Below are 13,523 nucleotides of genomic sequence, written 5' to 3'. Positions count from 1 at the left end.
CACAAGATTGAAAGATATTTTCCTCTCAATCTTACCTTGCAATCGCATTGTTATGGTGTCTTAGTTACCATTATATTACAAAAGTGTTAAATGTCAAGAAAAAAATGTCAACAGCTTTGTAATAATTAATAGAAAAATAAGAAAAAATGTATAAACAGGTCATAAAAACTTAACCAAAAAATTTTATGGGAATGTATTGACAAAAGTAGAAAAAAAGAATATATTATGAAAAGAAGGTATTAGCACTCCTAAACGTTGAGTGCTAACAAAAAACTCAGAAAGGAAGTGGGGCAGTTTGAACGACAAGGATCAGTTGGATGAGCGGAAAATAACCATACTAAAAGCCATCATTAAAACTTATCTGGAAACCGGAGAACCGGTTGGTTCCCGTACCATATCAAAGTACACGGATTTGAACTTAAGTTCTGCCACTATCCGAAATGAGATGTCTGATCTGGAGGAGCTGGGATACATTATGCAGCCTCACACCTCTGCGGGAAGGATCCCTTCTGACAGAGGATACCGCTTTTATGTGGACCAGATCATGCAGGAAAAGGAAGATGAAGTCACTGAGATCAAAGATATGATGTTAAAGCGGGTGGACCGTGTAGAGCTTTTGCTGAAGCAGATGGCAAAGCTTCTTGCGCAGAATACCAATTACGCGGCAATGATCAGCGCACCCCAGTTTCACCAGAACAAACTAAAGTTTATCCAGCTTTCCAAGGTTGATGAAGAGAAGCTTCTTGTGGTGATCGTGGTGGAGGGCAATATCATTAAGAATACCATGATTCCCATTCACACGGAATTAAATGATGAAGGACTTTTAAATCTTAACATTCTTCTTAACAATGCCCTTAACGGGCTGGCCATAGAAGAGATTAATCTTGAAGTGATCAGCAGGCTGAAGATTCAGGCAGGACCCCACTGTGATGTGGTGGACCGGGTGCTGACTGAGGTGGCCACCGCCATCCGGGGCGATGATGAAGACCTTCAGGTTTATACCAGCGGGGCCACGAACATTTTCAAGTATCCGGAATTAAGCGATGGAGAAAGTGCCAGTAAGCTTATCGGCACGCTGGAACAAAAGGACCTTTTGCAGGGACTGATCGATGATATGAACAGTTCCGAGAGCGGATCCGGAATCCAGGTATATATTGGTGCTGAAGCTCCAGTAAAAGCAATGAAGGACTGCAGCATTGTAACCGCCAATTATGAGCTGGGCGAAGGCTTGAGGGGTACCATTGGAATCATAGGTCCGAAACGGATGGATTATCAAAAGGTACTCAGCACATTGCGAAATCTTATGACGCAGTTGGATGCTATTTTGAAAAAAGATGAAAGGTAAAGGGTAGAGCATTGAGCATGGAAGATGTGAAAACAGATGAAAGGCTGGCAGATGAGGCTGTTCATACAGAAGATGCTGCTTTCACTGAAAAAGAAATAGAAGGCGCAGAAGCCTGCGCAGACGACGGAACCCAGGAAACACCCTGCGGGTATACCAGTATGTCCCAAAAGACGGGCGGTAATGAGGAAAACGTTTCAGAGGAAGAAACGGCAGAGGCGGGTTCTGCGGAAGAATCAGGGAAAAAGGGTTTTTTCGGAAAAAAGAAGGAAAAAAAAGACCCAAGGGATGAAAAAATAGAGGAACTGACGGACCGCCTTCAAAGGAACATGGCTGAATTTGATAATTACCGCAAGAGAACGGAGAAGGAAAAAACAGCTATGTTTGAAATCGGGGCAAAGGATATTGTGGAAAGGATCCTTCCGGTGGTTGACAATTTTGAAAGAGGCCTTGCAGCCATTTCCGATGAAGAGAGAACAGCTCCGTTTGCAGACGGCATGGATAAGATATACAAACAGCTTATGAAAACACTGGAAGAGGCCGGGGTGAAACCCATTGAAGCAGTGGGTAAAACCTTTGACCCTAATTTCCATAATGCGGTCATGCACATTGAAGATGAGTCACTGGGCGAGAATGAGGTTTCCCAGGAGCTTCAGAAGGGTTATACCTACCGTGACACTGTGGTAAGACATTCCATGGTGCAGGTGGCTAATTAGTTATATAAAATCAGGAAACATGAAGTACCCTATGGGTATTACTTTACGCCCGGTAAAAAGGGGCGGCCCTGCCAGAAAGCAGGGGCAGGAAATTGGTAATCATTTACATTTGGTTTATTTAATAGGAGGAAAAAACTATGGGCAAGATCATTGGTATTGACTTAGGAACGACAAATAGCTGCGTGGCCGTTATGGAAGGTGGCAAACCGGTTGTAATTCCCAACAGCGAGGGCGTAAGAACTACACCTTCCGTTGTTGCATTTACTAAGAACGGAGAGAGACTTGTAGGCGAGCCGGCAAAGCGTCAGGCAGTAACGAACGCCGACCGCACGATCTCTTCTATCAAAAGACATATTGGTACAGACTACAAGGTAACCGTTGACGGAAAAAATTACAGCCCTCAGGAAATTTCTGCCATGATACTTCAGAAATTAAAGGCAGATGCAGAGGCTTATTTAGGAGAAAAGGTAACCGAAGCAGTTATTACGGTACCGGCATATTTTAACGATGCTCAGCGTCAGGCCACCAAGGATGCAGGTAAGATCGCAGGCCTTGACGTAAAACGTATCATCAACGAGCCAACGGCAGCAGCTCTGGCTTATGGACTTGACAATGAAAAAGAGCAGAAGATTATGGTATATGACTTAGGCGGCGGTACCTTCGACGTTTCCATCATTGAAATCGGCGACGGCGTCATCGAAGTTCTTTCCACAAACGGCGATACCCGTCTGGGCGGTGATGATTTTGATAACCGCATCACCCAGTGGATGGTGGATGAATTTAAGAAGGCAGAGGGCGTTGATTTATCCGGTGACAAGATGGCTATGCAGAGATTAAGAGAGGCGGCTGAAAAGGCAAAGAAGGAATTATCCTCTTCTACCACCACCAACATCAACCTGCCGTTTATTACCGCTACTTCAGAAGGTCCGAAGCATCTGGATATGAACCTGACCAGAGCAAAATTTGATGAACTCACAGCCGATCTCATTGAGCGAACTGCAATTCCGGTACAGAACGCCTTAAGGGATGCAGGTATTACTTCCGCAGAATTAGGAAAAGTATTGTTAGTGGGCGGTTCTACCCGTATGCTGTCCGCTCAGGAGAAAGTAAAACAGATTACAGGCAAAGAGCCTTCCAAGTCCTTAAACCCAGATGAATGTGTTGCCATCGGTGCCAGCATCCAGGGCGGAAAGCTTGCAGGCGATGCAGGTGCAGGCGATATCCTTCTTCTTGATGTTACTCCACTTTCCTTATCCATTGAGACCATGGGCGGAGTAGCCACCAGACTGATCGAGAGAAATACTACCATCCCAACAAAGAAGAGCCAGATCTTCTCCACAGCGGCAGACAACCAGACAGCGGTTGATATCCACGTGGTACAGGGTGAGAGACAGTTTGCAAGAGATAACAAGACCTTAGGCCAGTTCCGCCTGGATGGAATTCCGCCGGCAAGAAGAGGAGTTCCTCAGATTGAGGTTACTTTCGATATCGACGCCAACGGTATCGTAAATGTTTCCGCTAAGGATCTTGGAACAGGCAAAGAACAGCATATTACCATTACATCAGGTTCCAACATGTCTGACTCTGATATTGATAAGGCAGTGAAGGAAGCAGCCGAGTATGAGGCTCAGGATAAGAAGCGCAAGGAAGGCATTGACGCAAGAAACGATGCGGACTCCATGGTATTCCAGACAGAGAAGGCTCTGCAGGAAGTAGGAGACAAGATCGATGCAAACGATAAGGCAACTGTGGAAGCAGACTTAACTGCATTAAAAGAAGCGATTAACAGAGCTCCTATTGATGAGATGACCGATGCCCAGATTGAAGACATCAAGGCCGGCAGAGAAAGACTGATGAACAGCGCACAGGCCCTGTTTGCAAAGGTTTATGAGCAGGCTCAGTCTCAGGCAGGAGAACAGGGAGCTGGCCCTGACATGGGAGCAGAAAACACGGCCTATCAGGACAGCGATGTAGTTGACGGAGATTACAAAGAGGTGTAAACTAGTCTGGTCGGTTGACAGGACTTTGGGAAAAGTGTTGTAGCGATACAGCACTTTTTCCGGAGTCTTTAAGTGTAGTTGCTGTGTCATCCTGTGCTCATATATGAATGCAGAATGCGGATTGAAACATGAAAGGTAGACCTAAGATGGCAGAGAGTAAAAAAGATTATTATGAAACCCTGGGCATTCCAAAGGATGCGGATGACGCAGCCATTAAGAAGGCTTACAGGGCATTAGCAAAAAAATACCATCCTGACACAAATCCCGGAGATACTGCGGCTGCTGAGAAGTTCAAGCAGGCTTCCGAGGCATACAGTGTCCTTAGCGATCCTGATAAGAGACGTCAGTATGACCAGTTCGGTTCCGCTGCTTTTGACGGAAGCGGGGGAGCAGGCGGTTTTGGCGGCTTTGATTTCAACGGAGCGGACATGGGAGATATTTTCGGAGATATTTTCGGAGATATCTTTGGCGGAGGACGAAGAAGCAGCGCAAGTTACAATGGGCCATCCAGGGGAGCCAATGTCAGAACCAGCATCCGCATCACCTTTGAGGATGCGATTTTTGGTTGTGAAAAAGAGATTGAGATGAACTTTAAGGAAGAGTGTTCTTCCTGTCACGGAAGCGGTGCGAAAGCAGGGACCTCACCGATTACATGTTCAAAGTGTAATGGAAAAGGAAAGATCATGTATACCCAGCAATCCTTTTTCGGCCAGATACAGAATGTTCAGACTTGTCCGGATTGCGGAGGCAGCGGGAAGATCGTTAAGGATAAATGTCCGGATTGCTACGGAAGCGGATATATTACAAAGAGAAAGAAATTCAAAGTCACCATTCCCGGGGGTATTGACAACGGACAGTCTGTGCGCCTTGCAGGTGCGGGAGAGCCGGGAACCAATGGCGGAGAGAGAGGCGATTTGCTCGTAGAGGCTGTGGTATCCAATCATCCGATTTTCAAACGCCAGGATACCAGTATTTTCTCAACGGTCCCCATTTCTTTTGTAAATGCTGCCTTAGGCGGAACCATCCGGATCAAGACTGTGGATGGGGACGTGGAATACGAGGTGAAGGCGGGAACCCAGACCGATACCAAGGTGCGCTTAAAGGGAAAGGGAGTTCCTTCCTTACGAAACCGGGCCATCCGGGGTGACCATTTCGTTACGCTGGTGGTTTCAGTACCGGAGCGGATGAACGAGGCTCAAAAAGACGCGCTTCGTAAATTTGACGAAGCCATGAACGGCGCAGGGGAAGGCGAAAAACATAAAAAGAAGGGGATCTTTAAATAAGACCCCGTAAGGTACATGGATTGGAAAGAGGGGAAGGTATGGGAAGGTTTACAAAAAAACTGGCAATAGGAGCTGCTGTGATATGGCTGGCGGCTTTGTTTCCTGTGGCCGCCATGGCTGCTGATGGGCAGACTGTCCGGGATTTTCCGGGCTGGAACGGCTCCGGCACAAAAATCAAAGGGCCTGTTGAGGGAAGTGAATCCTTTGACTTCTGGGATGACGACGATGACGACGACGGGCCAGGCAGTTACAGTAGTCCCAGAGGCTGGCGCTACAGCCCTTCCGGCTGGTGGTTTCAGTACAGTGACGGAAGCTGGCCTTCCAATAGCTGGAAGTATATTGATGGCAGGTGGTACCGGTTTAACTGGGAAGGCCACATGCTCACCGGCTGGTATATGGATGAGGGCGGTTTGCGGTATTACTTAAATCCAGTGGATGACGGGACCTTGGGGTCCATGAGGATTGGCTGGCAGATCATTGACGGAAAGGCTTATTACTTTAATACAAAGTCCGATGGCTATCTGGGAAGGCTGCTTACCAATACGACTACTCCTGACGGATATAAGGTGGGGGCTGACGGTGCATGGATCCAGTGAATTTAATGTTATGGTTTTAAAAGGTATGGCGGGAATTTTCTGCTGTACCTTTTCTTTTGTTTGATTTTCATGTATAATAATTATGAAAGCGAAGAATATCAGCCTTATGGACAATGAGGATCCATGCAATACCGGAGGATTGGAAGCTACCGGACGTTTAACTGAAGTTCGTCTATGGAGAGGAATGGAAGACAGGAAAGGACCAATTTTCTCGTAATTTAATAAAGGAAGGAGTTTTGCTGTGGGAAAAGAAAAATATATTATACGTTTGCTGTATAGAAACTGATTCCCAGCAGTCTTATAAACTCATTTTTTATCCTTTTTGTATTATATATAATTCAATGTATTTCACATACTTACCTGCAGTCAGATCACACCAATCAGTTCCGCTCTTACACTTCCCCTCTTCGATCAAGCCGATCCAATTCATGAACGGAACCCTGTTCCCACATCTGCTTCCCTCTCTGCGGTCAGATCCCATATTACAGTTCATGGGGCATTAAGCCCGGTCAAAGAGTGGGCCGATGCTTTTGTAGCTGGCAAATCCAGGCCTTTGGTATTGCTTTTTTGGATAAAACCCATGGAAGTATTTGAGGGGTCATGAAGGCTCCGTTGTATGATATAATATAATGAAATCTTTTAAACAGCCGTTGTATGTGTTCGTGGAGGGGTACTAATGACATCAAGACAAAGGAAAATCCTGGATTTGCTGGCGGAGCATGAGTTTCTTACATCCCAGAGAATTGCCGGTCTGCTTCATGTCAGTGACAGGACAGTCAGAAATGATATCAGGGAGATCAATGCAGAACTGGGTATGGAAGGGATTCTGTCCCGGATGGGACAGGGATATTATTTAAAGGATCATGGCATGGAAAGCGGCGAAGTGGCTACCAGTCTGGAATCGGAGGAAGATCTTAAACGGGAAATCGTCCGAAGAGTCTTATTTGAAAAAGAGGTTCCTTATCTGGAACTTGCAGATGAGCTTTATATCAGTGATTCTATGCTTGCAAAGCTGGTGGGACAGATCAACCGGAACATGGAGCGAAGATGGAGCAAATGGAGGATATACAAGAAAAACGGTTTTTTGGTGCTAGATCTTCCTGAGAGTGAAAAGCGGGATTATTACAGCTATTTTGTGATTACTAGCAATTTGTGCCAGTATTTTGATATGGGAAGCTATCAACCGTATTTTGAATATGTGGATGTCCTTAAATGGAAGAATCTGATCCTTGGAAGCTGTATTTACAGGGAAAAACGATTTTATGATACGACAATTATGCACCTGATGATCGGTGTGGCGATAATGGCGGAAAGAATTGCAGCCGGTTATGAACTAAAGGCGGAAAGCCTAGAAGAGGAGCATACCGGCGATGGTATGGCCAACATAGAGGATATTCTAACAGGTTTTAATGATATGCTCGGTATTTCGTTGCCTCCTCAGGAGATTCGATACTTTTGCAAATTGTTCCGCAATGATTTTTATTACACAAAGGAAGAGGGAAGCCAGGCCGGAGCCATTCTTTCCAGGATACTCATTGAAATCAATGTGGAATACGGCTTTGATTTTACCGGGGATCAGGAGTTTCATAGGGAGATAGAAGCCCAATTGGATGGAATCCTACAGAGAAACAGGAATAAACAGCACTTAATCAATCCTGTGCTTCCCCGTGTCAAGTCCCAGTATCCACTGGAGTATGATATCAGCATTTATTTTGCAGATTGTTTTAAACGGATCACAGGTGTGGAGATCAGTGAGCATGAGATTGGGATGATCACCATTCATTTCATCCGGGCGATGGAATCCAATCTGGGGCGAATGGAGAAAAAGGTTGTGCTCATCAATCCATTTGGAAAACAGATTACGGAATTGATGACCAAACGTCTTTCCGAGATAGGGGAGTGTAGGCTGAAGATTGCCTACATCTATTCAATCTTTCATTATCCCCAGGATATACCGAAGGATATCATCGCAGTACTGACGACGATTCCCCTTCCCTCATCTCCCAATGGGGCCACTGTGATTCTTTGCAAAAATTTTTTAGATTATCATGAGAAGGAAAAGCTTTTGACTGTTGTGCGTGAAAACCAGATAAGCAGTGTCAAAACTTATTTTAAAACGTTGTTCAAACCTTCTTTATTTTTTACGGATATGGAATTCAGTTCAAGAGAAGAGGCCATTGTTTTTATGTGCGGAAACCTAAGGAATCAGGGATACGTTGGGGAGTGCTTCTGTGAAAGTGTGATGCAGCGAGAAGCCATCGCCCCTACCGCTTTTGAACCGGGATTTGCATTTGCCCATGCCATGGAAAACAATGCAGATCATACAGCAGTCTGCGTCTGTATTTTAAAAAACAAGCTGCCGTGGGGAGAGTATAATGTAAAAATAATTTTTCTTTTTGCTATGGCGCCTACCTGGAATCATACGATTATCCCGGTGTATAATGTAATGATTGATAACCTATTTAAGGCCAACACCATCCATAAGCTGGCTAAAATTAATGATTGTAAGAAATTTATGGAACTACTCATCTAAACATTATTCTGGAAATCTGATTTTTCCGTTACGTAGCGGAAAAATCAGATTTTATTTTATTTATTGCCGTTGCTATAATGAAAGCAGAAAAACACAGGAGGAAATAAACGTGAAAGAATTTTTATGGGGAGGGGCAACGGCTTCCTACCAATGTGAGGGCGGCTTCCAGGAAGGAAACAGAGTCCAGTCCAACTGGGACAAATACTTACATGAAAAGGAACTGGAAAACGGAGATGTGGCTAGCGACCATTATCACAGGTATGAAGAGGACATTCGGATGATGAAGGAGGGAGGGCAGAACAGCTACCGCTTTTCCATTGCCTGGCCCAGGATCATTTTAAACCATAGCGGGGAGGTCAATGAAGAAGGCGTTAAGTTTTATAACCGCCTGATCGATACTTGTCTTTCCTATGGAATTGTTCCCATGGTGACGCTTTTTCATTGGGATCTGCCTCAGTATCTGGAGGATGAAGGAGGCTGGCTAAACCGGAAAACCTGCGAGGCCTATACACATTTTGCAAAGGTATGCTTTGAATGGTTTGGAGACAGGGTAAAACTCTGGACCACCTTCAATGAACCGCGATATTACACCTTCAGCGGCTATCTCATCGGAAATTATCCACCAGGCCATCAAAACCTTCAGGAGACAGTAACTGCTTCTTATTATATGATGCTGGCCTCAGCCATGGCGGTAAGGGCTTACCGGGAAGGCTCCTACGACGGACATATTGGAATCGTCCATTCCTTTTCCCCGGTTTATGGGGTGGATATGACAGTAAAATCCCAGATTGCTAAGCGGTATGCTGAGAATTTTTACAACAACTGGATTCTTGATGTAGCCGCAATGGGACAGATTCCGGGAGATCTGTTAAACAAACTGACTGAGAGCTGCGACTTATCCTTGATGCTTCCGGCGGATCTGGAGCTTATGCAAAAGTATACGGTAGATTTTCTGGGGCTTAACTATTATGCCAGGGTGGTAATTAAGCCATACGAGACCGGAGATACAAAGCTGATCGTCAATAACAAGGGAAGTCAGGAAAAGGGATCCTCCCAGACCATTATAAAAGGCTGGTTTGAACAGGTAAGGCCAGAGGACAGCAGATATACGGAATGGGATACAGAGATATTTCCAGAGGGCCTTTATGAGGGGATCTGCCGCTGCTGGAAAAAATACCATTTGCCCATTTATATCACGGAAAACGGCATAGGTCTTTATGAGGATGGGGGTGCAGAACAGATCGATGATAAAGAGCGGATCGAGTTCATGAACCAGCATATCAACGCTGTTCTAAATGCAAAGGAAGACGGCTGTGATGTAAGGGGATATTATGCATGGTCACCTTTTGACTTGTATTCATGGAAAAACGGGACAGAGAAGCGATATGGACTGGTAGCGGTGGATTATGAGAAAGGCTTGATACGCAGACCAAAGAAGAGCTATGAATGGTACAAAGAGGTGATTGAATCAGAGGGAAATTCAATCAGGAGAGAACAATATTAATCAGGAGGTATAGTATGGGAATACAATCAATTAGTGAGGCAATGGAAAAGTACATTATGCCGATGGCTGACAAAATGGGGAATGAATGCCATCTGCGGGCGATCCGGGATGCATTTATGTCATTGCTTCCTATTACATTTATCGGAGGAATTGCGGCTGTCATAAGCTCTGCCCCGTCAGTGGAAACAGCGGGTACTGGAATTACCCTTGGGTGGGCCAAATTTGTGGCCAATAATTCCATGATCTTTTCATGGATTAATGCTTTGACCCTGGGAGCTATGTCATTTTATATCTGCATAGGAATTATTCATTTCCTTTGTAAAACCAGAAAGATAGAGTCTTTTCTTCCAATTCTGCTGGGAGTATGCGGATTTATGATGCTGATTGTAGAACCTCTCTCTTTGGGCTGGGATGGAAAGACAGTGGAGATCTCCTTTATGGATGGAAAAGGGCTTGTTGCGTCAATGCTGCTCTCTATCGTGACGGCTGATCTTTACTGCTACATGAGGAAAAGGGAATTCGGGAAGATCAACCTTCCTGACACGGTTCCGGCTTCTCTGTCTGATGTATTTGCCTCCATTGTACCGGGAGCGGTTCTTATGGGAATTTACATTCTGGTATTTGCGGTTATGAACAAGCTGGGAACGACCCTGCCGAGGCTGATTTATCAGATGATTTCTCCCTCTTTAACAGCTGTGGACAACTTGGGCTTTACCATCATCATCACTTTGCTGGTACATATATTCTGGTTCTTTGGAATTCACGATGCAGCTCTGTCCGGTATTCTGGCTCCAATCCGTGATGGGAATTTATCTCTCAACGCGGCTGCCCATACGGCTGGACAGGCTTTGCCCAACATTTTCACCACACCGTTTTGGGTGTATTTTGTGGCAATCGGGGGCTGTGGTTCCGTTCTGGCTCTGACTGTGATGTTGACCATATCAAAATCCAAACAGCTTAAGACCATCGGAAGAATGGGGATTATCCCTGCTTTTTTCAACATCTCAGAGCCGGTGATTTTCGGCCTGCCCTTAATGTTGAATCCGATATTCTTTATCCCGTTTTTGTCAACTTCCGTCTTAAACGGTACGGTTGCTTTTCTGCTGATGAAGCTGGGATTTATCGGAAAGAGTTTTGCCATGCTGTCCTGGCAGATGCCGTCTGTGATCGGAGCATTTTTTTCCACTATGGACTGGAAAGCCCCCATATTGATTATTGTTTTAATTATACTGGATGGAATTTTGTATTTTCCATTCTTCAAAATCTATGAAAAGAAGATGATAGAGATGGAGCGCGGAGAAATATCTGATGAAAGTGATGGTAGATCATAAGGATGAAGAAAATTGTATTGTTATGTAACGGCGGATTATCAACCGGTATTTTAGTAAAAAAAATGAAGACAGCTGCAGAGGCAGTATCTTATGAGTGTCAGATATCAGCAGCGCCCGTTTCCTCTGCAGAGGAGGTTGGAAGGGATGCGGATTTGATCCTCATGGGGCCTCAGGTGAGATTTCAGATGAGTACTGTCAGCCGTCAGGTGATATGCCCGGTTGTTTCCATTGAGCCAACAGCTTATGGAACCATGAATGGAGAAAAAGTACTGAATCAGGTTAGAAAGGAACTGGGTGACTAAGGATGGAAGAACTTGAAATGATCTGTCTGCAGGTGATCAGCAATGCGGGAGAGGCCAGGAGCCAGTGTATGTGTGCGCTGGAATCTGCCCGGAACGGCAGGTTTAAGGAGGCGGAGCATTATTTGAACGAAGCATCGGAGCGGATGCATAAGGCCCATCATATCCATACGGATCTGATCACAAAGGAGGCAAATGGCGAACTTTCCAGGATCGGTCTGATCTTGGTGCACAGTGAGGATATCTTAATGGGAGCAGAGATCACCTCGGCACTGGCAAAGGAAATGGTGGAGATGTATAAACGGTAAAACAGAATTCATGAGTGGAGTATACAAGAGCCTGTGTCAAAAGACATGGGTTCTTATGGATGATGGGGGAAATGTAATGGGAGTAGTCGGCCCACCTACTATAATTACCAGAATTAATGTGGCAAAAATCCAAGTAGAGGATTTAGGAAAAAATATCATCTCAAGCTTGTTCCGGAGTCTCATAATGAGCATCCGAAATAAGCTCTCTTTTTATGGTTCTATAAAACGATTTATGTCTCGTAATTATACCATATCCAACCCTTTGGAGCAGTATTCCTCCCAGGGAAAGATTGCCTATGCCCATGTGAGGAATGTACGGGGAAAGGTGCCCAAATTCTCAACACTGAAGGAAGCGGACACAGAGAAGAATCTTTCATTATAAAAAACAGGAGACGCGCCAGACGGTTGAAATGTTTCAGCCATAAGACGCGTCCCCTGTTTTTCATTACAAATATTATTGGTTTGTAATTTGTGAAAATAGATCCTGTTCCGGTTCCAATCACTCAGGCGGGTGTGATGGAGTGTAATGCATCAAGGAATTTCGTTTACTTGATATTTTTTTTTGCCCTTGTTCTCGGAACGAAACAAAAGTATTTTCATCCGTTCATTTAGTTAATGCATCAGCATCTATTTTTATTGCATACTTTTTCAAAAAAAATTATTTTCTTTAAAATAGATGAAATATCACATCAATTTCGTTCATGTTATACGCTTGCAACACTTTTCATTGTATGTTATGATATCATGTGGTTTAATAATAAGAACGTTGGGTTCCCTGACGGCAGACCGGGGGCTGTTTTTTTATATGTTGAATTCAGCTTTACTTTTGTGAAGAAAATTGTGCTAAAGAAAGGATACAACACATGCACCAGTATTTGATCGTATGCCCTCTTGTTTTTCTGGCGGGTTTTGTAGATTCCATAGCCGGAGGCGGAGGGCTTATTTCCCTTCCCGCATATCTGGCGGCAGGGATACCGCCTCATTTTGCCATTGGAACCAATAAGCTGGGCTCCACCATGGGAACCGTGATCTCTACGGCCAGGTACGCAAAGGGCGGCTATATTAAGGCAAAACTGTCTCTGTCTGCCGCACTTTTTGCCGTGATAGGTTCAGTAATCGGAGCACATTTGTCAATGCTTGCCAGTGAACAGGTATTAAAGGGCATGATGCTGGTGGTGCTTCCAATTGTGGCCTTTTATGTACTCAGGAACAAAAACCTGGGAGAACGTGAGGAAGATGAGGGCCTGCCTGAGAAAAAAATGTTTTTGATCAGCATGTGTGCAGCGCTGGTCATTGGCGGCTATGACGGATTTTACGGGCCGGGGACAGGGACCTTTTTGCTGCTGATTCTGACCGGACTTGCGAAAATGGATATAAGGAACGCATCAGGCACCACCAAGGTGATCAACTTGTCCTCTAATGTCGCTGCTCTGGTGACTTTTTTAATAAACGGAAAGGTTTTGATCCCCTTAGGACTGGCATCAGGACTTTTTTGCATTGCCGGCCATTATATCGGGTCAGGCCTTGTGGTGAAAAACGGATTAAAGGTCGTGCGCCCGGTGGTGTTAGTGGTACTTTTGTGCCTGTTTGTGAAAATTATAAAAGGATAGG

12 protein-coding genes are annotated in these 13,523 nt (G+C 44.8%); all 12 read left to right on the top strand.

The window, feature by feature from the left end; genetic code table 11:
• The first annotated feature begins 295 nt into the window (after positions 1 to 295).
• The 12 genes from hrcA (at position 296) to ACYVD3_RS11525 (ending at position 13,522) form a co-directional block, all read left to right on the top strand.
• Positions 296 to 1,345, top strand: a complete 1,050-nt coding sequence (hrcA, locus tag ACYVD3_RS11580; protein WP_460642671.1) for a heat-inducible transcriptional repressor HrcA — start codon at positions 296 to 298, stop codon at positions 1,343 to 1,345.
• A 17-nt stretch (positions 1,346 to 1,362) separates the two neighbouring features.
• Positions 1,363 to 2,058 carry a nucleotide exchange factor GrpE gene (grpE, locus tag ACYVD3_RS11575; RefSeq protein WP_460642670.1) on the top strand — a complete coding sequence of 232 codons (696 nt, stop codon included), beginning with the start codon at positions 1,363 to 1,365 and terminating at the stop codon, positions 2,056 to 2,058.
• Positions 2,059 to 2,195: 137 nt separating this feature from the next.
• A complete protein-coding gene (gene dnaK, locus ACYVD3_RS11570) occupies positions 2,196 to 4,058 on the top strand; it encodes a molecular chaperone DnaK (RefSeq protein ID WP_460642669.1) in 1,863 nt (620 codons plus the stop codon).
• A 146-nt stretch (positions 4,059 to 4,204) separates the two neighbouring features.
• Positions 4,205 to 5,341 carry a molecular chaperone DnaJ gene (gene dnaJ, locus ACYVD3_RS11565; protein WP_460642668.1) on the top strand — a complete coding sequence of 379 codons (1,137 nt, stop codon included), beginning with the start codon at positions 4,205 to 4,207 and terminating at the stop codon, positions 5,339 to 5,341.
• Between the two features lie 38 nt (positions 5,342 to 5,379).
• Positions 5,380 to 5,937: a glucan-binding protein gene (locus tag ACYVD3_RS11560; RefSeq protein ID WP_460642667.1), complete on the top strand. Its 558-nt coding sequence runs from the start codon at positions 5,380 to 5,382 to the stop codon at positions 5,935 to 5,937.
• A gap of 676 nt (positions 5,938 to 6,613) precedes the next feature.
• Positions 6,614 to 8,470, top strand: a complete 1,857-nt coding sequence (locus ACYVD3_RS11555) for a BglG family transcription antiterminator (RefSeq protein WP_460642666.1) — start codon at positions 6,614 to 6,616, stop codon at positions 8,468 to 8,470.
• A 109-nt stretch (positions 8,471 to 8,579) separates the two neighbouring features.
• Positions 8,580 to 9,974, top strand: coding sequence for a glycoside hydrolase family 1 protein (locus ACYVD3_RS11550; RefSeq protein WP_460642665.1), 1,395 nt, complete (start codon positions 8,580 to 8,582; stop codon positions 9,972 to 9,974).
• 14 nt (positions 9,975 to 9,988) lie between these two features.
• Positions 9,989 to 11,305 carry a PTS sugar transporter subunit IIC gene (locus ACYVD3_RS11545; protein WP_460642664.1) on the top strand — a complete coding sequence of 439 codons (1,317 nt, stop codon included), beginning with the start codon at positions 9,989 to 9,991 and terminating at the stop codon, positions 11,303 to 11,305.
• Between the two features lie 2 nt (positions 11,306 to 11,307).
• Positions 11,308 to 11,607: a PTS sugar transporter subunit IIB gene (locus ACYVD3_RS11540; protein ID WP_460642663.1), complete on the top strand. Its 300-nt coding sequence runs from the start codon at positions 11,308 to 11,310 to the stop codon at positions 11,605 to 11,607.
• A 2-nt stretch (positions 11,608 to 11,609) separates the two neighbouring features.
• A complete protein-coding gene (locus tag ACYVD3_RS11535; RefSeq protein WP_460642662.1) occupies positions 11,610 to 11,912 on the top strand; it encodes a PTS lactose/cellobiose transporter subunit IIA in 303 nt (100 codons plus the stop codon).
• Between the two features lie 184 nt (positions 11,913 to 12,096).
• Complete coding sequence (locus tag ACYVD3_RS11530; RefSeq protein ID WP_460642661.1) at positions 12,097 to 12,294, top strand: hypothetical protein; 198 nt, start codon at positions 12,097 to 12,099, stop codon at positions 12,292 to 12,294.
• Between the two features lie 481 nt (positions 12,295 to 12,775).
• The gene (locus tag ACYVD3_RS11525; RefSeq protein ID WP_460642660.1) at positions 12,776 to 13,522 is read left to right on the top strand and encodes a sulfite exporter TauE/SafE family protein; all 747 of its coding nucleotides are present in this window, start codon (positions 12,776 to 12,778) and stop codon (positions 13,520 to 13,522) included.
• Position 13,523: the final 1 nt, after the last annotated feature.

The sequence above is a fragment of the Lacrimispora brassicae genome, from assembly GCF_054772055.1.
The sequence above is the reverse complement of the archived record's forward strand: the minus strand, read 5'-3'. Positions and strand labels throughout refer to the sequence as shown.